We start from the raw sequence: 19,748 nt of genomic DNA, 5'->3' as shown, positions 1-19,748 counted from the left end.
TAACCGGTGCGAATTTTCTTTGATGCTGTCCATGGCAACTTTGCGCATGGCTTCCTCCTCGACATTGAAGGCCGCCTGAATGGCGGGGACTCCTTTCAAGCTATGGGTGATCCACAGCACAACCTATGCGGCGGAGCATTTCCTAACACTTCCTTAGGTTTCGCCCCCGGCAGGGTGTGAAAGGGGGTAACCTCCAATGCGGGCAGGGATGCAAGTGCCCACCAAGGGAAAAGGGACCAGCAATGGAAGTGCTCATCGTCGAGGACGACGACGCCATGGCGTCTGCACTTGCCGCGGCCGTCGGGTCCGCCGGCCACAAGGCAACCCGGGTGTCCAGGGGAGCTGACGCGCTGCTGGCCCACCGGCGGTTCGAGGTCATCCTCCTGGACCTGGGGCTCCCGGACATCGATGGCCTGGACGTGCTCCGCAAGCTCCGCCAGGTCACCCACTGCCCGATTCTGATTCTGACTGCCCGCGACGACGAGCGGAGCGTGGTACTGGGCCTGCGGTCCGGAGCCGACGATTACCTGGTCAAGCCGGTGAAACTTGTTGAGTTGCTGGCCCGGATCGAAGCTGTCACCAGGCGTGCGTTCCGCCAAGGCACAGCGCCCCCACAAAGCATTGTGCTGGGAGACCTGGAGGTGGACGTCCACCGGCGCGTGGCCGCCCTCGGTTCACAGGTTCTTCCCCTGACCGCCACCGAGTTCGACCTTCTTGCGCTCCTGGCCCGTCACGCAGGATCAGTGGTCACCAGGGAACAGATCCTGGATGCACTCTGGGGTGATGCTTTCCTTGCCTCCTCACGGTCCCTTGATGTGCACCTGACCGGGCTGCGGGCAAAGCTCCAGTTGCCCGGCTTTATCATCAACGTCCGTGGCGTGGGCTACCGGATCGAGGCGGATCCTGCATGAAGCTGCGGGTCCTGGGCGTCCTGAGCCTGCTCTCGGCACTCCTGGTCATCATTGTCTCCACTGTCATCCTGACCTCGGCCAGCCGGGAACTCACGCAGGAACTCCAAATCAACCGGGTCGCAGCCCTGAACCGGTTCGCCCAAGTGGCCTTCGATGCCGCGGGTGACGGCGACTCCAGCCAGCTGCAACGGGAGATGGACAGGTACTCGGAGCTCTACGGCGAGGGAATCCTGGTCCGCCTCCAAAACGCCACGTTGCGCTCGGGCGGCCTGTCCGAAGACAGGGCAGACGTCCGGGACGCCATCGCCAGTGCGAACCTGAACCTCAGCGACACCACCCTGGCCCCGCTTCAACCGTTCGGAACCGGCTCCGAGGTAATCTCCCGGTCCTTCGGAAGCGCCAGCCAGGTCCTGGGCGAGGCCGTTGTCGAAGTCAACCTGGACGCGGCCCGCCAGAAACTGCGGGACCGGTGGCTCGCCGTCGTCCTCGCGGCGTCGGCGCTCGGGGCGATGCTGCTGTGGGGCGCATCCCGCGTGACCGGATGGGTGTTGCGGCCTGTTCATCGCCTGAATTCGGCGGTGACTGAACTCGAAGCGACGGGAAGGACAGCCCAGCTCCCGGACGACGGTCCTCCTGAGCTGAAGAAACTGAGCCGCTCTTTCACCGCCATGGCGCGGACTGTCAGCGACAGTATCGACTCGCAGCGGCAGCTGATTGCCGACACGTCACACCAGTTGCGCAATCCCGTAGGAGCACTGCGGCTCAGGATCGATCTGCTGCAGCTGGAGGTGGATTCGGACCGCGAAAAGGCTGCTGCGGCCGGGGTTGTTGCAGAACTGGAACGCGTCGAGGAGATCCTGGACGGCGTGCTTAGGCTGGCGGCCGCGGAACACCGGGCGTCGGAGGATTCTGCCAGGGGCACCCTCGGCCCGGCTTTCGGTCGGAACGGGGCGCTGATCGACCCCTTCCCGATCGTGGCGGAAGAGGTGGAGCGGGCAATGCCTGCGGCGCGGCGGGCGTCGACGGCGGTGGTCCTGGAGGCGCCCAACTCGCCAGTGCAATTAGCCTGTAACCCCGAGGACCTGAGCCAGATGGTCGGTGAACTCCTGAACAACGCGATCAAATATGCCGACGGGGCCCACATCTCTGTATCGGTCCGTACCAGTCCGGGAATGGTGTCCGTCGCGGTGTCAGACGACGGTCCGGGCCTGTCCGCCGACGAAAGGGCAGCAGCCACCACACGGTTCTGGCGCTCCCCGCGGCACCGGATGGTCAGCGGCAACGGCCTGGGCATGACCATCGTGGACAAACTCGCGGATGCCAACGGGGGCCGGCTGTCCTTGGCGGAACGGACTCCGCATGGCCTGGACGCACGCCTGGAGTTTCCCCGCCCCTTAGCCCTGCAACGCCAGGTGGGTCCGGATGAGTGAGCCAACACTCCGCTTTCTTCCCGCCCGGCGGACAGCCCTCAAAGCCGGGCTGGCAGCGGGACTGACCGGCCTGCTGCTGCCGGCGCTCACAGCGTGCACATCGGAAACCGGGCCCGGGACGGTCACGGTGGCAGGCGGTGAGCAGGGCGGCTTCTATCTTGAGTTTTCAACGCTGCTCGCGGAAGCCCTCCAGCGGCACGGTGTGGCCCGCAACGCCATGGCGCTGACCACCGGAGGCAGCCTGGACAACCTCGAGCAGCTGCTGAGCGGCAAAGCCACCTTCGCCGTCGCACTCGCAGACGCCTCGGCCCAGCAGGCAGCGGCGGCGACCGGATCCGGCAACGGAATTGCCGCCGTCGGCAAGGTGTATGAAAACTATGTCCACTGCGTGGTCCGGCGGGACAGCGGCATCCGTGCGTTTACTGAACTGGCCGGCAGGACCGTCGCCGTGGGCCAGCCTGGCTCGGGGACGTCACTGACCACTCCCCGCCTCATCGAAGCCGCAGGGTTGATCCCCACTGGTACCGGTTCGAGTGCGCCGGGACCGGCAGGCAGCGCGATCACGGTGCTGAACCTGGGGCTCAATGACGGGCTTGCCGCACTCCAGGCGGGTTCGGTGGATGCCTTGTTCTGGTCCGGCGGGGTGCCCACCGCCGCCATCGCTGCCGTCCATCACGACACAGGGCTTGGCTTCCTCGATCTTTCCGCGCTGCTCCCTGAATTGCGTTCCAGGTACGGCCCTTATTACGACCGCGTGCTGATTCCCGCGGGCAGCTATGAGGGGACGCCGGCCGTATGGACTGTGGGCGTGGCCAACCTTCTCCTGTGCCGCGATGACCTGGATGCCGGCACAGTGAAGAGGACCGTGGAGCTGCTGGTGGGCCATGCCCAGGAACTCGTTCCGCGGTCCAGCCTGGGGGTCCAGTTCCTCAGCGCGGAATCACTCATTAACACCGCCGGCCTGCCACTTCACCCCGCAGCTGAGGCGGCCTACAAGGCGCTTCACGGGTAGCGGCGGATTCAGCGGTTCCTGCCGTCGTTGGCGGACGCAGGAATCGACCTGTTTCTTGACGATTGCCGTGCATGAAGGGCGTCATTTGCCAGTATCGGCGCAGGATCGCCCGGGTGTACACTGCGCTTGTCAACCCTAGGTTTTGCGATTCGGGCAGGCCATGAAACTCAAGGTTTCCGTTGTCATCGATAGGCCCCCTGCGGTGGTGTTCGACTTCTACGCGGTGAACCATGTGCGCAACCATCCTCGGTGGGATCCGCACATGCAATTGACGCAGCTCACCGAAGGACATGTAGGCGTGGGCACTCGGATCCAACGCCGGCACACACGTCTTGGCACTCCCATCGAGGGCATCATGGAAGTGGTGGAGTTCGATCCCGAAAAGGTCATGAAAGCTGTCATCGTGGACCAAACGCCCAACGGACCTTTGGAAGTCCATGGCCGTGTCACCTTCGACCCCATAGACGGTGACAAGACCCGACTTAACCTCGAGCTGGACATGCCCTACTACCACGGGTCAATGGACCGAGGAATGATCGAGGGCGGCTACCAGCGAATCAAGGAGCTCATCGAAGCCGAGACGTAGGGCGTGCAGCTCTTAGGCCTGGAAGGGGCACTCATCCACGGATTACTTCCCCGAGTGCGCCTGCAGGAAGCTATACACCTCGGTTTCGTCCACGCCGGGGAACGCGCCTGGCGGCATGGCGGCGAGCAGGTGCGAGTGCGCCCGCGCCGACGGCCAGGCATTGCCTGCCCATTCAGAGGCCAGCGAAGCCGGAGGACGTTTGCAGCAGCTCTCGTCCGGGCACGTGGACTTGGACCGCTCGGTGGTGTCCCGGCCGCGGAACCATTTCACGTGGGCGTAGGGCACACCTACCGACAGCGAGAATTCGCCGTTGGCCGAGCGCTCGGTCCTGGCAGTGCACCAGTAAGTCCCCGCCGGAGTGTCCGTGTACTGGTTGTATGCCCTGAACTTGTCGGGGACGTCGAACACCACCCGTGACGTCCACTGCTTGCATGACGGCTGGCCCTCGATGGCGCCGGTGTGGTCCTGCGGGAACGTCACGCCGTCGTTCTCGTAAGCCTTGTAGATGATGCCGCTCTGGTGTGTCTTCTGGAAGTGCGTGCGGATGTCCAGGTGCTGGGTGGCGAGGTTGGTGAACCGGTGCGCGGCCGTTTCGTAGGAAACGGCAAAGGCGTCACGGATGTCCTCGACGGCAATTTCCTTGGCCTGCTTGGCCTTCTGTAGGAAGTCCACCGTGGCCTTCTCCGGAAGCATCAGCGCGGCGGCAAAGTAATTGGTGGCCACGCGCTGCATCAGGAAATCGCCATAGTTTTTGGGCGTTTGGTGGCCCAGGACGTAGTGGCCCAGGGCCTGCAGCAGCACCGAGCGGGGGTCGTGGTCAGTCCGCTGATTCTGCGTGAGATAAATTCTGTGATTCTTAAGATCGGTCACCGAACGCGTTGAATGCGGCAAATCGCCCACATGATGGAGGCTGAAGCCGAGGTGCGCGGCGATGTCGGCGATCACGTGCTGGGACAGCGGACCGGTGGTGTGCCCGACGGTCGCCAGCACCTTCTGGGCCTCCGCCTCATACTCGGGAAAGTAGTTGTTCCGCTCCCGCATCATGGCCCGCAGCTCACCGTTGGCGCGGCGGGCCTCCTCCGGGGTGGCGATCTGCTCGTTGAGCTTGCGTTCCAGCTCATGCTGCAGCCCAACCATCGACTCGAGCACGTCCATGGGAAGCCGCGAGCTGATGCGGATTTTCGGCAGGTTAAGGGACTCATAGATGGGACTGCGCTGGTACCGTTCCAGCTCGATTTCCAGGGCTGCCCTGCGGTTGGGCGGCTCCGCGCCGAGCAACTGGTCGATGCCCACATTCAGCGCGGCCGCGAGCTGCTGCAGGAGTCCCAGCTTGGGCTCTCGCTTGCCGTTTTCGATCAGGCTCAGCTGGCTGGGCGCGGTCCCGACGGCGGCGCTCAGGTCATCGAGCGTCAGTCCAGCCGCTTTGCGCAGGTGGCGGACGCGGCGGCCGAGGCTGATGACGTCCAGTTCCGGGGCGGCAGGGGACGACGGCGGTGTGGCGGCTTTGCGGTTCCAGCTTGAAGGGGACATTTCTTGAGGATACGCGAAGAAATGCATTTCTTTCCATTGTTTTCCCCTAGAGAAGTGCTTGAAAGTGCTGAAAAGTAGGGATCACGGAAAGAAACACCGCACCGGGGTAGCCGGCCGGGACTGCAAGGAAGCAGCCCTGGCCGGCGGATTACCACCCCGGAGCTCAATCAAGGAGATCAACGATGACTGCAGCATTTGAGCCCACCCAGGAGCCGTCCGGCCAGGACACAACAGAGCAGGCCGCCGCCCTGGAGCTTGAGTGGGCCGCCAACCCGCGCTGGGAAGGTGTGACCCGGGACTACAAGGCCGCGGATGTCGTCCGCCTCCGTGGCCGTGTCTCCGAAGAGCACACTCTGGCCCGCCGCGGCTCGGAAAAGCTGTGGAAGCAGCTGACCGAGGAGCACAAGACCGGCGGCTACACGAACGCCTTGGGCGCCCTGACCGGCAACCAGGCTGTGCAGCAGGTCAAGGCCGGCCTCCGCGCCATCTACCTCTCAGGCTGGCAGGTGGCCGCGGACGCCAACAACTCCGGCCACACCTACCCGGACCAGTCGCTCTACCCGGCCAACTCGGTACCCACAGTGGTGCGCCGCATCAACAACGCCCTGCTCCGGGCAGACCAGATCGAGTTCTCCGAGGGCATCCAGACCGTTGAGGACTGGATGGTGCCGATTGTTGCCGACGCCGAGGCTGGCTTCGGCGGGCCGCTGAACGCCTACGAGCTCATGAAATCCATGATCCAGGCCGGCGCCTCGGGTGTGCACTGGGAAGACCAGCTCGCCTCGGAGAAGAAGTGCGGCCACCTCGGCGGCAAGGTCCTGATCCCCACCCAGCAGCACGTCCGGACCCTGAACGCGGCCCGCCTCGCTGCAGACGTCGCCGGCACACCGTCGGTGGTCATCGCCCGCACCGACGCCGAGGCAGCCACCCTGATCACCTCCGACGTCGACCCCCGCGACCAGGAATTCGTCCTCCGCGAAGGGGGCCAGCCGGTTCGCACCCCGGAAGGCTTCTACAAGGTCCGCAACGGCATCGAACCCTGCATCGCCCGCGCCAAGGCCTACGCCCCGTACTCCGACCTCATCTGGATGGAAACGGGCACCCCGGACCTTGAGCTGGCCCGCAAATTCGCCGAAGCCGTCAAGGCCGACTTCCCGGACCAGATGCTCTCCTACAACTGCTCGCCGTCATTCAACTGGCGCAAGCACCTGGACGACGCCACCATCGCCAAGTTCCAGCGTGAACTCGGCGCCATGGGCTTCACGTTCCAGTTCATCACCCTGGCCGGCTTCCACGCCCTGAACTACTCGATGTTCGACCTCGCCCACGGCTACGCCCGTGAAGGCATGAGCGCCTACGTCGAGCTCCAGGAAAAGGAATTCGCCTCCGAATCCCGCGGCTACACCGCAACCAAGCACCAGCGCGAAGTCGGCACCGGCTACTTCGACGACATCGCTACCGCGCTCAACCCGAACGCATCAACCCTGGCACTGGTGGGATCCACCGAAGAAGGCCAGTTCCACTAATCCCCAGCCATGCCCTCCGCTCGCAAGCTCGCGAGGGAACCCGGGCCGTGGCCCCCCTCCCCACGTAAGTAGCAGTAAGTGTCGTTTTGGAAGCTCAAAACGACACTTACTGCTACCCAGGTGGGCACAGCACCAGGAGCAATTGAAATGAACACCTTCACGGACAACTTCACGATCAACGGCATCACACTGACCGCGCAGCCTATTTGCCGGCAGAACGAGGTACTCACTCCGGATGCCCTGGAGTTTGTCGCCAAACTGCACCGGGCTACGGCTGAGCGGCGGCAGGAACTCCTGCAGGCACGTCGGACCCGCCGGGCAGACATCGCCGCAGGCCAGGACCCGACGTTCCTGCCGGAGACCGAGGACATCCGCAACGACCCGTCGTGGCGCGTCGCTCCGCCCGCGCCCGGGCTGGAGGACCGCCGGGTGGAGATCACCGGCCCGGTGGACAAGAAGATGACCATCAACGCGCTGAACTCCGGCGCAAAGGTCTGGCTCGCGGACATGGAAGATTCCTCCACCCCCACGTGGCGCAACGTCATCAAGGGTCAGCTGAACCTCACCGACGCCCTCGAACGACGCATCGACTACACGAGCCCCGAAGGCAAGGAATACAAGCTCCGCCCCGCCGAGGATCTGCCCACCATCGTGGTCCGTCCCCGCGGCTGGCACCTGCCCGAGAAGCACATGATCATCGACGGCGCTCCCGTGGCCGGGGGGATCGTGGACTTCGGTCTGTTCTTCTTCCACAACGCCCACCGCCTCATCGCCCAGGGCAAAGGCCCGTACTTCTACCTGCCCAAGATCGAAAACCACCTCGAAGCCCGGCTCTGGAACGACATCTTCATCCTCGCCCAGGACCTGCTGGACATCCCGCAGGGCACCATCCGCGCCACCGTGCTGATCGAGACCATCACCGCCGCGTTCGAAATGGAGGAGATCCTCTACGAACTGCGCGACCACGCCGCCGGCCTTAACGCCGGCCGCTGGGACTACATCTTCTCCCTGATCAAGAACTTCCGCACCCGCGGCCCCCGGTTCGTCCTGCCGGACCGCGCCCAAGTGACCATGACCCAGCCCTTCATGCGCGCCTACACCGAACAGCTGGTCCGCGCCTGCCACAAGCGCGGCGCCATGGCCATCGGCGGAATGGCCGCGGCCGTCCCCAACCGCAAGGACGAAGCAGCCAACACCAACGCGTTCGAGAAGGTCCGTGCCGACAAAACCCGCGAGGCCAACGACGGCTTCGACGGCTCCTGGGTGGCCCACCCCGACCTCGTTCCGGTCTGCCGCGAAGTGTTCGACGCCACCCTCGGCGAATGCCCCAACCAGCTGGACCGCACCCGCGAGGACGTCATCCCCAACGACCGCGCCCTCATCAACGTGGCCGCCACCACCGGGACCATCACCGAACAGGGCATCCGGAACAACATCGAGGTAGGCATCCGCTACATCGAGTCCTGGCTCCGCGGGAACGGCGCCGTCGCCATCCACAACCTCATGGAAGACGCCGCCACCGCGGAAATCTCCCGCTCCCAGATCTGGCAGTGGATGTACGCGTCCGCCATCACCGACCGCGGCGAAATCATCACCCACCACTGGATCGAGGAACTGCTCGACGAAGAGTTCGCACGCCTGGAACGCTTCGACGGAGACCGCTTCGAAGACTCCCGCGACATCTTCGAGGAAGTCACACTCAGCCAGGACTTCCCCTCCTTCCTCACCCTCCCCGCCTACGCGCGGTACCTGACCGAAGCCCGTGAAAAGGCAAGCCAGGAGGAACTCACCGCAGCGTAGTCAGCTGCAAAAGACTTCCGTCTGCCGGGCCGGCACCGTTCGCAACAGGAACCCCGAAATCCGGGGCGCCGGCCCGGCAACGGAACCCATCAAAGCGCGAACTGGCAGCTAATGACCCCAAAACCAAGTTTTGAGGGCATTAGCTGCCAGTTCGCGCTGTTGTTCGGGGGCTTAAGTGTTCGTTCGCGCTCACTGCAGAGACACCCTTCGCGGCGGGCAACGATGGTCCCGGGCTGGCATACGATAAGCATCACGCCACCGACGGACGAAGGAGCAGACATGGGGCACCGGCTTGCCATTCTGGATGACTACCAGGATGTTGCGCACGGCTTCGCCGACTGGACCGCCCTTGAGAAAGAGGGTGTATCCGTCACCGTCTTCCGGGAGCCCTTCACCTCGCAGGAAGCGTTGGTGGCCGCGCTGGCCGGTTATTCCATGGTCATCGCCATGCGCGAGCGGACTCCGTTTCCCCGCCCGGTCCTGGAAAAGCTGCCTGCATTGAAGCTCCTGGTCACCACCGGGATGGCTAATGCAGCCATTGATGTGGCAGCCGCAGAAGAGCATGGCATCACTGTTTGCGGGACGCCGGGATCACCTGCGGCAGCGCCGGAACTCACCTGGGCCCTGCTGCTGGCGATCGCCCGGAACCTCCCCGCTGAAGACAACTCGATGCGCTCCGGGGCGTGGCAGAGCACTGTGGGGTTTGAACTGGCCGGCAAGACGCTGGGCATCGTGGGGCTTGGCAAGATCGGCCGCCGGATTGCAGCCTATGGCCAGGCATTTGGCATGGACGTGCTGGCCTGGAGTGAGAACCTGACCGATGAGGCCGCCGCGGACGCAGGAGTCCGGAAGGTGAGCAAGGACGATCTTTTCCGAAGTTCCGATGTGGCCACCCTTCACCTGCGGCTGTCCCCCCGATCGGAAGGCACGGTGGGTGAGCGGGAGCTGCGGCTGCTGGGACCCGAAGGCATCCTGGTGAACACAGCCCGCGGCGCTCTGGTTGACCAGGATGCCCTGGTCCGGGCCCTGGCGGAGGGCTGGATCCGCGGCGCCGCCCTGGATGTGTTTGACCAGGAACCCCTGCCGGCGGCCCACCCGATCCTCGCGGCCCCCAATACCGTCCTGTCGCCACACCTGGGTTATGTCACACGGGAGAGCTACCGGCAGTTCTATGGCGGTGCCTTCGAGGACGTCAACGCCTGGTTGGCAGGCGCACCCATCCGGGTTATCCCTGCCTGACACGAAACCTGACAAGAGCTCTAGCCGGCCGCCTGGAGCGTGGACTCAATTGCCGCCGGTGACAACACATGCTGGGTGACCATTTGGCTCGCGCCGAAAATCGCGGCCTGGTCCCCCGCTCTGGAGAGGGCAATCCGCAAGTGGGTTGTAGCCAGCGGAAGTGAACGCCGGTAAACAACTTCCCGGATGCCCGCCATCAAATGCTCTCCCGCCTGGCCCAGGCTTCCGCCAATAACTATGACGGACGGGTTCAGCAGGTTCACCACAGTAGCCAGGACATCCCCCACGTCCCGCCCGGCCTGGCGCAGCGCCTGGATGGCCGGCAGGTTTCCCTCCGCCACAAGGCGCAGCACGTCGCTGCCCTTCGAGGCGGGCACTCCCTGACGCGTCAGGTCTGCGGCAAGCGCCGGCCCGGACGCGAGAGCTTCCAGGCAGCCATGGTTCCCGCACCGGCAGAGCACATCGTCTCCGCGGGGAACGCGGACATGGCCAAGATCGCCGGCGGTGCCATTGGCCCCGCGCTGCAGCTCGCCGTTGCTGATGATGCCTGAACCGATCCCTGTGGCAACCTTAATAAACACAAAATTCTGGTGTTCCGGCCAATGCGCACTGCGCTCGCCCAAAGCCATGATGTTCACGTCGTTGTCCACCAGAACAGGCCCCGGCAGGGAACGCTGGACATAGCTGACCACGTCGAACCCATCCCAACCCGGCATGATGGGCGGCTTCACGGGCCGTCCGGTGGCGTGCTCGACGGGACCCGGCAAACCGATCCCGACGCCGGCAAGGTCACTGATGCTCCGGCCAGCCTTTGCCAGGAGTGAGAGCCCTTCGGCAACCACCCGGCCCAAAACCGTTTCCGGACCGTCGGCAACGTCCTGGACCAGGCGCTGTTCGGCCAGGACTGCTCCGCTGAGATCGGTGAGGGCCACGATGACATGGGTGGCCCCGACGTCCACGGCAAGGACGGCACGCGCCGCCGGGTTGAAGGCAAAGCGCGACGGCGGCCTGCCGCCGCTGGAGTTCGCCTCCCCCGCCGCGGCAATAAGGCCGGACGCGATGAGGGCATCGATGCGTGCAGCGACGGTGGAACGGGCGAGGCCGGTTGTCAGCGCCAGTTCGGCCCGGGTCCGCGCCTTGCCGTCGCGCAGGAGCTGGAAGAGGTCACCGGCGCGCGCCAGACTGCCGCCGCTATCAGGGTTGGCAGGCGCGGTACGGGAGGTGATGCTCATTGTTTATGGATAACACACGATTCTTCTGCCTGTCACCTCGAAGTAAGATTGATGCCCATCATTCAACTTTTGCTTGACGCTCGGTAAAAGTGGTTCTAGCTTTAGGGGAAACCAACTGCACTTCAGGAGAACCACGAATATGACGTATTCACTTCAGCTCTACACGCTGCGCAACGCCATCCAGGAGGACCTGGCCGGCACCATCCGGAGGGTCGCGGAGATTGGTTTCACGCAGGTGGAGCCGTACAACTTTGTCGCTACTGCAAAGGAACTCGGCGCGGCGCTGCGGGAGAACGGCCTGACCGCACCCTCCGGGCATGCACCGCTGCTCAGCCAGGACCAGGACGAAATCTTTGCCGCGGCGAAGGAACTCGGCATCAGCACGGTGATCGATCCGTTCATCCCGGCGGAGCGCTGGCAGACGGCCGAAGACATCCAGGCCACCGCGGCAGCGCTCAACGCTGCAGCGAAAAAAGGTGCGGAATACGGCATCCGGGTCGGCTACCACAACCACCAATGGGAGCTGGAGTCGATCATTGAGGGCCGCACCGCCCTGGAGTACTTTGCGGACCTGCTGGACCCTGAACTCGTGCTGGAGGTGGACACCTACTGGGTGGCCGTCGGCGGGCAGGACCCCGTGGACATTCTCACCAAGCTGGGTGACCGGGTGAAGTTCATCCACATCAAGGACGGCCCGCTGAACACCGACACGAAGGCCCAGCAACCCGCCGGCCAAGGCAAGGTCGCAGTCCTGGACGTCATCAACGCCGCCGCTTCCCTGGAGGTAGGGGTGGTGGAGTTCGATGACTACGCCGGCGACATCTTCGACGGCATCGCCCAAAGCCTGGCCTACCTCCAGACCGCTGCCGTGAACGCAGGAGAGCTGGCATGACCGGCACAGGGATGGCCGGCACAGGCACCGGCCGCGGCCCGGTGGGCGTCGCCGTGATCGGTGCCGGGAACATCAGCAAGCAGTACCTGGACAACCTGACCGGCTTCCCGGACCTGAAAGTTCACGTCATCGCTGACCTCTTCGAAGACACCGCTCAAGCGCGGGCCACCGAATACGGCATCCCCGAGTTCGGCGGGGTGGACGCGGCGCTGAACCATCCCGACGTCGAAATCATCGTTAACCTCACCATCCCCGCCGCCCACGTCGAAGTCGCCACCGCCGCGGTCAACGCGGGAAAGCACGTCTGGACTGAAAAGCCCTTCTCCCTGGACCGTGAATCCGGGCTGGGGCTGCTCAAAACCGCGGACGCCGCGGGGATCCGGCTGGGCTGCGCCCCCGACACGTTCCTCGGCGCCGGCCTCCAAACAGCCCTGCGCCTGATCCAGCGCGGCGACATCGGCACGCCGCTCACCGCCATGACCACCTTCCAGACCCCCGGCCCGGAATCCTGGCACCCCAACCCGGCGTTCCTCTTCCAACACGGCGCCGGCCCGCTCTTCGACATGGGCCCGTACTACCTCACCACCCTGATCCAGGCCTTCGGCTCCATCCGGAAAGTCGCCGCCGTCGGCTCCAAAGCCAAAGACATCCGCGTCATCGGCTCCGGACCCAAAGCAGGCGAAGAGTTCACCGTCGAAGTACCCACCCATGTCTCCGCGATGGCCCAATTCGAGAACGGCGCCTCCTCCCACAGCGTCTTCTCCTTCGAATCCCCCCGCCAACGGATGGGCTTCGTGGAGATCACCGGCACGGAAGCCACCATCTCCCTGCCTGACCCGAACTATTTCGACGGCGACATCAGACTCTGGCGCACCGGGGACGAAGACTGGACCACCATCCCGGCAACCGGCCCGGCGAACGGCCGCGGCATGGGCGTCCTGGACATGGCCCGCTCCCTCCGCGCCGGTGTCCCGCACCGCGCCACCGGCGGCCTCGCGTACCACGTCCTGGACACCATGGTCTCCATCACCGAGTCCATCGAATCCGGCACCTTCATCAACGTCGAAAGCACCGCCCCCGCCTCTCCTGCCCTCCCCGAAGACTGGGCACCAGAAACCAAAACCCTCTAGGAAAACGCACCATGACCCCACAGGAACGCAGCACCAACCGTCCGCAAACGGAACCCACCATGCCCTCACGCCGGGATGATCAGCCGCTGGGCGTGGCCATGGTTGGCTACGCCTTTATGGGCAAGGCCCATTCGAACGCCTGGCGGAACGTAGGCAGCTACTTTGATGTACCGGCGTTCGAACAGAAGGTCCTTGTCGGCCGGGACGCCGCCGGAGTGAAGGAAGCCGCGGCGAAGTACGGCTGGGCCGAAACCGCAACGGACTGGCGCACGGTGATCGAACGGGATGACATCCACATTGTGGATATTTGTGCGCCGGGATGGCTGCACGCCGAGATTGCCACCGCTGCCCTGGAGGCCGGGAAGCACGTACTCCTGGAAAAGCCGCTCGCCAACACCCTGGCCGAGGCCGAATCCATGACGGCTGCGGCCCAGGCTGCCAGGGCACACGGTGTGCAGTCCATGGTGGGTTTCAATTACCGCCGGGTTCCGGCGCTGGCCCTGGCGAAGGAGCTGATCGCCGAGGGCCGGCTGGGCGTCATCCGGCACGTGCGCGCCGCCTACCTCCAGGACTGGCTCGCGGATGAGACTGCCCCCATGACCTGGCGGCTGAAGAAGGAAAGCGCCGGCTCGGGCGCCCTGGGGGACATCGCTTCGCACGCCATAGACCAGGTCATGTTCCTGCTTGGAGATAGCGTTAGGGAGGTTTCGGGCCGCACCCACACCTTCACTACCAGCCGTCCCGGGGCGGCTGGCCCGGAGGAAGTAACGGTCGACGACGCCGCCTGGGCAACGTTGTCCCTGGCCTCCGGGGCCATTGCCTCGGTGGAGGTCTCGCGCGTGGCCACCGGCCAGAAGAATTCACTGAAGCTGGAAATTTACGGCGACAAGGGCGCCATCCTCTTTGATCTGGAGAACCTGAACGAACTCGGGTTCCTGGACGCCACCGCCCCCGTCCGCGAGCAGGGCTTCCGCCGGATCCTGGTCAACGAGCCGGAGCACCCCTATCTTGAGGCGTGGTGGCCGCAGGGCCACATCATCGGCTGGGAGCACACATTCACCCACGAGATCCGTGACTTCCTGCTGGCCATCGACGGCGGAACCCAGCCTTCGCCGTCGTTCGAGGATGGCCTGGCCGTCCAGCGAGTCCTGGCGGCAATTGAAGAATCGTCCGCTGCGAAGGGTTCCATCATCAACGTGGCGCCAGCCACGACTGAAACAGCCAGCAACTACACAGCCCTGTCCGAAACCGTCCCGACTGAAGGAGCCTGACATGCCCCGCCCGTACACCCTGTTCACCGGCCAGTGGGCCGACCTCCCGTTCGAGGAAGTCGCCCGCCTTGCCTCCGGCTGGGGCTACGACGGACTCGAAATCGCCGTCTCCGGCGACCACCTGGACGCCTGGCGCTGGGACGAACCAGGCTACGTGGACTCCAAGCTCGCGGTCCTGGAAAAGTACAACCTCAAGGTCTGGGCCATCTCCAACCACCTCAAGGGCCAGGCCGTCTGCGATGACCCCATCGACTTCCGCCATGAAGGAATCGTGGGAGCCAAGGTGTGGGGCGACGGCGACCCCGAAGGCGTCCGCACCCGCGCCGCCGAGGAAATGAAACACACCGCCCGGCTCGCCCAGGCACTGGGCGTGGACACCGTCGTCGGGTTCACCGGGTCCTCGATCTGGCAGTACGTGGCCATGTTCCCGCCCGTCCCGGAAAAGGTCATCGACGCCGGCTACCAGGACTTCGCGGACCGCTGGAACCCCATCCTGGACGTCTTCGACGAATGCCGGGTCCGCTTCGCCCACGAAGTCCACCCCAGCGAGATCGCCTACGACTACTGGACCACCGTCCGCACCCTCGAAGCGATCGGCCACCGCGAAGCATTCGGCCTGAACTGGGACCCGTCCCACATGATGTGGCAGGGCATCGACCCCGTCTCGTTCATCTGGGACTTCAAGGACCGGATCTACCACGTGGACTGCAAGGACACCAAGCTCCGCCCCACGGGCCGGAACACCGTTATGGGCTCCCACCTGCCCTGGGGTGATCCGCGCAGAGGCTGGGACTTCGTCTCCGCCGGCCGCGGCGATGTGCCCTGGGAATCGTCCTTCCGCGCGCTCGCCGCCATCGGCTATGACGGACCCATCTCGGTTGAATGGGAAGACGCCGGCATGGACCGGCTGCACGGCGCCCCCGAAGCCCTCGCCGCCCTCAAAAAGTTCGACTTCCCGCCGTCGAGCACCTCTTTCGACGCCGCCTTCAAGCAGTAATCTGAAGAGTTTTTGTCCAGATGCGGCGACTTTGCCGGGGCTCAAAGTCGCCACAGATGGACAAAAACTCAGCGGGGCTGAAGGGTTGGAACATGCCCCACACCGTTCGGAAAGCAACAGCGGACGACGCCGGCGCGCTGGCCCGGCTGGCGGAAGTCACCTTTCCGCTGGCGTGCCCGCCGTCGGCGTCTCCTGAGGACATTTCCGCGCATCTGGCCAACACACTCAGCGAGCGCCATTTCCAGGCATACCTGGCGGATCCTGACGTCACCGTGCTGGTGATCGACGCCGAAGTTGGGCGTCAACAGCCAGAACGTCCGTGCCATCCGCTTCTATGAGAAGTCGGGATTCCGCACAGTGGGGACCAAGTCTTTCCGGCTGGGAAACTCGCTGGAACATGACTTTGTCATGGAGCGCACGCTGGGCCAGGCTCCTAACGGTTCTGGTGCAAGCCAACAGGATTGGGAACGCCCGCAGCCGGCTTCCCTTCAAGGAGCTGTTCGAAAAGGTCAAGGTGGTCCGCAACCATACGTTCAGCGCTGAAGCGTTCCTGTACGCTGGCCCGGCATGCCGCCCTGTCCAGGCTGGCGGCCGCCGGAACCAGGTCCGCCAGTTTGTCGGTGGCTGCCAGGTAGCCTGTCCGTCCGTGCTCCACTATCTCGGGGGCGGAACCTATGGGGGTACCCACTACCGGCGTGCCGGTGGCAAGGGATTCGATCATGACCAGGCCAAAAGGCTCTGACCACTGGATGGGATTAAGGAAGGCCACCGCTTCGCCCATGAGATGGTATTTTTCGGCGTCACCGATTTCGCCCACGAACTCCTCGTTGGTTCCCAGCAGCGGTTTGATGACGTCGCGGAAGTAGCGCAGTTCCTCGGCTTCGCGCATCTTGGCCGCAATTTTCAGCGGCATCCGCGCTTTCCGCGCCAGGTCGATGGCTTCCATGACTCCCTTGTCCGGACACATTCGGCCCACAAAGCACAGGTAGCCGCCACTCCCGCTGCCTGCCGGGACAGAGGAGAGGTCCATTCCATGGTGGATCACTTTCGCTACCGGGATATCGGGGGCGTGGGAGGTCTGATCATGGGAGATGGCGATGATCGAGGTGTTGGCGCTGGCGGCCCGGTAGATCTCCGCGACGGCGGGGGTGAGCAGTCCGTGGATGGTGGTGACTACGGGGGTTCCTGGCGGCCGGAAGGGGCAGAACGGCCCGGCCAGGGTGTGGTCGTGGATGATGTCCACGCCCTGCACACCCTTGTAGGCCTTAATGACGTGGCTCAGTTCCGAGACGGTGGTGCCCACTTCTTCGGGGTCGGACGGGGCCATGCCGGGAACCCGGGGTACCGGGCACTCGCTGTCGGAGGAGACGGCCAACAGGACCTCATGGCCTGCGTCCGCAAACCCGCGTGCAAGGTGATCCACAACTCTTTCTATGCCGCCATAGGTGACCGGCGGTACAGGAATCCATGGTCCTGCAATCAGCCCTATCCGCATCCAGACCTCCAGGAGGGTGACAGGCCAGGCTCCCCCTGTGGCCAAGCGTCCAGTTAATTCTGAAAGGCCTCTGCATAACCTGTGCTTTGACTATGGTCCGAAAACGGTCGCAAGACAAGGCCAAAATGTGACGCAACCGACACTCCTGCCCGGAATGGCGGCCGGGACGCGGGAGTTGAACCAGTCATGAAGATTGAGATCTGGTCAGACGTCGCGTGCCCGTGGTGCTACATCGGCAAGCGCCGGTTTGAGGCTGCCCTGGCCGAGTTCCCGCACCGGGACTCGGTGGACGTCCAATGGCGCAGCTACCAGCTGGATCCCACGCTCCCCGAGCACTACGACGGCACCGAGCTGGATTATCTGAGCACCCGGAAAGGGCTGGCGCCGCAACAGGTCAGGCAGATGTTTGACCATGTGGCCGTCCAGGCCCGGTCGGAAGGCCTCAATTATGACTTCGACAACGTTGTGGTGGCCAACAGCTTCACGGCCCACCGCCTGATTCACCTGGCGGCAGCCCACGGCGCGCAGGACGCAGCCAAGGAGCGCTTGCTCAGCGACCATTTCGAACTTGGCAAGGACATCGGCAACCAGGAGTACCTGACTGGACTGGGCGAGGACCTGGGCCTGGATGCTGCCGAGGTGGCTGAATTGTTCTCCACTGACAAGTACGCCGACGACGTCCGGAACGATTTCCGGGAAGCCCGCGCCCTGGGCGTCACCGGGGTCCCGTTCTTTGTTATCGACCGGAAGTTCGGCCTGTCCGGCGCCCAACCTGCTGAGACGTTCACCGCCGCCCTCAACCAGGCCTGGCAGGAAAGCCATCCGCTGGTTCTGGTCAACACCGGCGGCGGGGACTCCTGCGGCCCGGACGGCTGCGCCGTCTGACCCTGCGCCGCCCCTCCCGCGGCGCGCGAGCATGCAGTATCAACTGCTGGTTTACTGACACACGGCGGTAAAGTGTCTGCATGCCCAGGATTTCGGCGGCCAGTAACGCCGCGCAACGCGCCGAGACGCAGCGTCGCATCCTCACGGCATTCGGTGAGCTGCTGTTCACGCATGGGCTGCCTGGCCTGACCATGACCGACGTCGCCCGGCACGCCGGGGTGGGACGGACAGCGGTCTACAACTACTTTGCGGACATCGAAGAACTGCTGATTGCGTATGCCCTGGATGAGACCGAACGGTTCCTCGCCGAATTGCGGGAGGCCTTGGATCGCCTGGACAACCCCGTGGAACGGCTGGCGCTGTACGTGCGCTCCCAGGTCGAGGACCTGAGCCGCCGCCACCTCCCGCCGGGGCCGGCCATGGCGGCGGTGATGTCGCCGTCGTCCTTCGCCAAACTGGCGGACCATGTGGGCGAGCTCAGCGTCCTGCTGCAGGGCATCCTCAGTGACGGCATGAAACAGGGGTATCTGCCGGTGGCCGATGTCGGCGAGCAGGCGAAACTGATCCACGGCACCCTCTCCTCCAGCGCCGCCCGCGGCAGCGATGAGCCGGGGGAACTTGAAGGCCGGATCGCCCGGACAGTCCGTTTTATCCAACTGGGTGCCGGAGCAAGGTTCGACGACGACGGCCGCCCAGTCCGCGTGGACCAGCTTCCTGCCGTGACCGGCTAGGCCGTTACCGGCACAAGCGTTATGGCGTTGCACCCGCCGTCGGCATAACAGGATACTTGTCGTCGTCGGCGATGCGGCGGCTTTCACGCGGGCAGCTGAGGGTTCCGGGCGTCTGGTCCACGAGTTCCGCCGCTGCAAGTTCCTTGAAGTCTCCGGCAACGATCACATCCACGCTCGCGTCCGCGCGGTCGTCCTGGTAGTAGTCCGAACCAGGCAGGTTGCGCTGGACGCTGAAAGCCGCCGATTGGCCCGCCGCACCTGACACCACAGCTGCAACTCCCCTGTGGCCGGCGTCGGTGTTGCCCACCGCCCCCACCACGAACTTCCGGGCGAGGAACTCGTCGGCGACGGTCCTGGCCAGTCCGGGCCTGCTGGTGGAGTTGTAGACGTTGAGGTTGATCTTGTCGTTTGGGGTGTAGTCAAAGGTGGCTGTCGGACAGACTGAAGCGGGCTCCTCGCTGCTTTCGGCCGCCGGAAGCTTCAACTGCCCGCTGATGATGGCTGTCGCGGTGATGATGGCGGCGGCAATAAGCCCCAGGAGGAGTACCAGCACCACGCCGTGCAGGACCCTGCGGCGCAGCCGGACCGGGTTGTCCGGATCCGCTCCGGCCTCAAAGGCGGCGCGAAGTTCAGAGCCGGTGACTACGTGATGGCCGTGCAGTACCGCGGGGTCCTTGGCCTTGGGCGTCCTAGCCATCTATGACCAGCACGCGGGCGTGGATGGCGGTCCGCTGGTGGAGGGCTGTGCGGACGGCCCGGTGCAGCCCGTCCTCCAGATACAGGGTTCCCTGAAACTGAACCACGTGTGGAAAGAGGTCGCCGAAGAATGTGGAGTCCTCGGCCAGGAGAGCTTCAAGGTCCAGTGTCCGTTTGGTGGTCACCAGTTCGTCCAGCCTGACCGGACGCGGCGGCAGCGCGGCCCACTCTTTGGGCGAACTGTATCCATGGTCGGGGTAAGGGCGGCCCTCGCCCACAGCTTTAAATATCACCCTGCCAGCCTAGGCAGCTTCCCAGTCTGAGAGAAGATCAGGATCGTGGCGTGCCAAGGTTGTAGCCAAACGGTGACCATCTGTCACATCCC

General features: G+C 64.6%; 18 protein-coding genes and 1 pseudogene. 14 read left to right on the top strand and 5 right to left on the bottom strand.

Annotated elements, in window-relative coordinates:
* Window positions 1-242 precede the first annotated feature (242 nt).
* The 4 genes from F8G81_RS03815 (at window position 243) to F8G81_RS03800 (ending at window position 3,939) form a co-directional block, all read left to right on the top strand.
* The gene (locus F8G81_RS03815) at window positions 243-911 is read left to right on the top strand and encodes a response regulator transcription factor (protein WP_267277700.1); all 669 of its coding nucleotides are present in this window, start codon (window positions 243-245) and stop codon (window positions 909-911) included.
* Entirely contained in the window at window positions 908-2,341 is a 1,434-nt protein-coding gene (locus F8G81_RS03810) for a sensor histidine kinase (RefSeq protein WP_267277699.1), read from the top strand. Before F8G81_RS03815 ends, F8G81_RS03810 begins: the two co-directional genes overlap by 4 nt.
* On the top strand, window positions 2,334-3,353 hold the full coding sequence (locus tag F8G81_RS03805; protein WP_267277698.1) for a TAXI family TRAP transporter solute-binding subunit: 1,020 nt from the start codon (window positions 2,334-2,336) through the stop codon (window positions 3,351-3,353). The genes F8G81_RS03810 and F8G81_RS03805 overlap by 8 nt, the downstream gene beginning before the upstream one ends.
* Before the next feature lie 160 nt (window positions 3,354-3,513).
* A complete protein-coding gene (locus F8G81_RS03800; protein ID WP_267277697.1) occupies window positions 3,514-3,939 on the top strand; it encodes an SRPBCC family protein in 426 nt (141 codons plus the stop codon).
* Window positions 3,940-3,981: 42 nt separating this feature from the next.
* Here F8G81_RS03800 and F8G81_RS03795 read toward each other — a convergent pair whose 3' ends face one another.
* Window positions 3,982-5,496, bottom strand: coding sequence for a helix-turn-helix transcriptional regulator (locus tag F8G81_RS03795; RefSeq protein WP_267277696.1), 1,515 nt, complete (start codon window positions 5,494-5,496; stop codon window positions 3,982-3,984).
* A gap of 155 nt (window positions 5,497-5,651) precedes the next feature.
* Between F8G81_RS03795 and aceA the strand changes: the two genes are divergently transcribed.
* The 3 genes from aceA (at window position 5,652) to F8G81_RS03780 (ending at window position 10,034) form a co-directional block, all read left to right on the top strand.
* Window positions 5,652-6,995, top strand: coding sequence for an isocitrate lyase (gene aceA / locus F8G81_RS03790; RefSeq protein ID WP_267277695.1), 1,344 nt, complete (start codon window positions 5,652-5,654; stop codon window positions 6,993-6,995).
* Window positions 6,996-7,142: 147 nt separating this feature from the next.
* Window positions 7,143-8,795 (top strand): malate synthase A, encoded by a 1,653-nt coding sequence (aceB, locus tag F8G81_RS03785; RefSeq protein WP_267277694.1) that lies wholly within the window; start codon window positions 7,143-7,145, stop codon window positions 8,793-8,795.
* A gap of 279 nt (window positions 8,796-9,074) precedes the next feature.
* Window positions 9,075-10,034: a D-2-hydroxyacid dehydrogenase family protein gene (locus tag F8G81_RS03780; protein WP_267277693.1), complete on the top strand. Its 960-nt coding sequence runs from the start codon at window positions 9,075-9,077 to the stop codon at window positions 10,032-10,034.
* A gap of 20 nt (window positions 10,035-10,054) precedes the next feature.
* Here F8G81_RS03780 and F8G81_RS03775 read toward each other — a convergent pair whose 3' ends face one another.
* Window positions 10,055-11,266, bottom strand: a complete 1,212-nt coding sequence (locus tag F8G81_RS03775; RefSeq protein ID WP_267277692.1) for an ROK family transcriptional regulator — start codon at window positions 11,264-11,266, stop codon at window positions 10,055-10,057.
* Window positions 11,267-11,405: 139 nt separating this feature from the next.
* Between F8G81_RS03775 and F8G81_RS03770 the strand changes: the two genes are divergently transcribed.
* The 5 genes and pseudogenes from F8G81_RS03770 to F8G81_RS03750 all read left to right on the top strand — a co-directional run.
* On the top strand, window positions 11,406-12,158 hold the full coding sequence (locus F8G81_RS03770) for a sugar phosphate isomerase/epimerase family protein (protein WP_267277691.1): 753 nt from the start codon (window positions 11,406-11,408) through the stop codon (window positions 12,156-12,158).
* Window positions 12,155-13,288: a Gfo/Idh/MocA family protein gene (locus F8G81_RS03765; protein ID WP_416377100.1), complete on the top strand. Its 1,134-nt coding sequence runs from the start codon at window positions 12,155-12,157 to the stop codon at window positions 13,286-13,288. Before F8G81_RS03770 ends, F8G81_RS03765 begins: the two co-directional genes overlap by 4 nt.
* 59 nt (window positions 13,289-13,347) lie before the next feature.
* Window positions 13,348-14,559, top strand: coding sequence for a Gfo/Idh/MocA family protein (locus F8G81_RS03760; protein ID WP_267279111.1), 1,212 nt, complete (start codon window positions 13,348-13,350; stop codon window positions 14,557-14,559).
* Window position 14,560: 1 nt separating this feature from the next.
* Window positions 14,561-15,556: a sugar phosphate isomerase/epimerase family protein gene (locus tag F8G81_RS03755; RefSeq protein WP_267277690.1), complete on the top strand. Its 996-nt coding sequence runs from the start codon at window positions 14,561-14,563 to the stop codon at window positions 15,554-15,556.
* 92 nt (window positions 15,557-15,648) lie between these two features.
* Window positions 15,649-15,979: pseudogene (locus F8G81_RS03750) on the top strand (GNAT family N-acetyltransferase); the annotation flags it as partial.
* 10 nt (window positions 15,980-15,989) lie between these two features.
* Here F8G81_RS03750 and F8G81_RS03745 read toward each other — a convergent pair.
* Window positions 15,990-17,051: a glycosyltransferase family 4 protein gene (locus F8G81_RS03745; protein ID WP_267279110.1), complete on the bottom strand. Its 1,062-nt coding sequence runs from the start codon at window positions 17,049-17,051 to the stop codon at window positions 15,990-15,992.
* 186 nt (window positions 17,052-17,237) lie between these two features.
* Here F8G81_RS03745 and F8G81_RS03740 point away from each other — a divergent pair, with 186 nt between their 5' ends.
* Together F8G81_RS03740 and F8G81_RS03735 are read left to right on the top strand one after the other, a co-directional pair.
* Entirely contained in the window at window positions 17,238-17,936 is a 699-nt protein-coding gene (locus tag F8G81_RS03740; protein ID WP_267277689.1) for a DsbA family oxidoreductase, read from the top strand.
* Between the two features lie 80 nt (window positions 17,937-18,016).
* Window positions 18,017-18,667 (top strand): TetR/AcrR family transcriptional regulator, encoded by a 651-nt coding sequence (locus F8G81_RS03735; protein WP_267277688.1) that lies wholly within the window; start codon window positions 18,017-18,019, stop codon window positions 18,665-18,667.
* Between the two features lie 19 nt (window positions 18,668-18,686).
* Here the strand turns inward: F8G81_RS03735 and F8G81_RS03730 are convergent, their stop codons facing one another.
* Window positions 18,687-19,364 carry a LytR C-terminal domain-containing protein gene (locus F8G81_RS03730; RefSeq protein ID WP_267277687.1) on the bottom strand — a complete coding sequence of 226 codons (678 nt, stop codon included), beginning with the start codon at window positions 19,362-19,364 and terminating at the stop codon, window positions 18,687-18,689.
* Entirely contained in the window at window positions 19,357-19,656 is a 300-nt protein-coding gene (locus tag F8G81_RS03725) for a type II toxin-antitoxin system VapB family antitoxin (RefSeq protein ID WP_267277686.1), read from the bottom strand. The genes F8G81_RS03730 and F8G81_RS03725 overlap by 8 nt, the downstream gene beginning before the upstream one ends.
* Between the last annotated feature and the right edge of the window lie 92 nt (window positions 19,657-19,748).

Source organism: Arthrobacter sp. CDRTa11, from assembly GCF_026427775.1.
In the GTDB taxonomy this organism is placed as follows: domain Bacteria; phylum Actinomycetota; class Actinomycetes; order Actinomycetales; family Micrococcaceae; genus Arthrobacter.
This window is presented reverse-complemented; position numbering and strand designations above follow the sequence as displayed.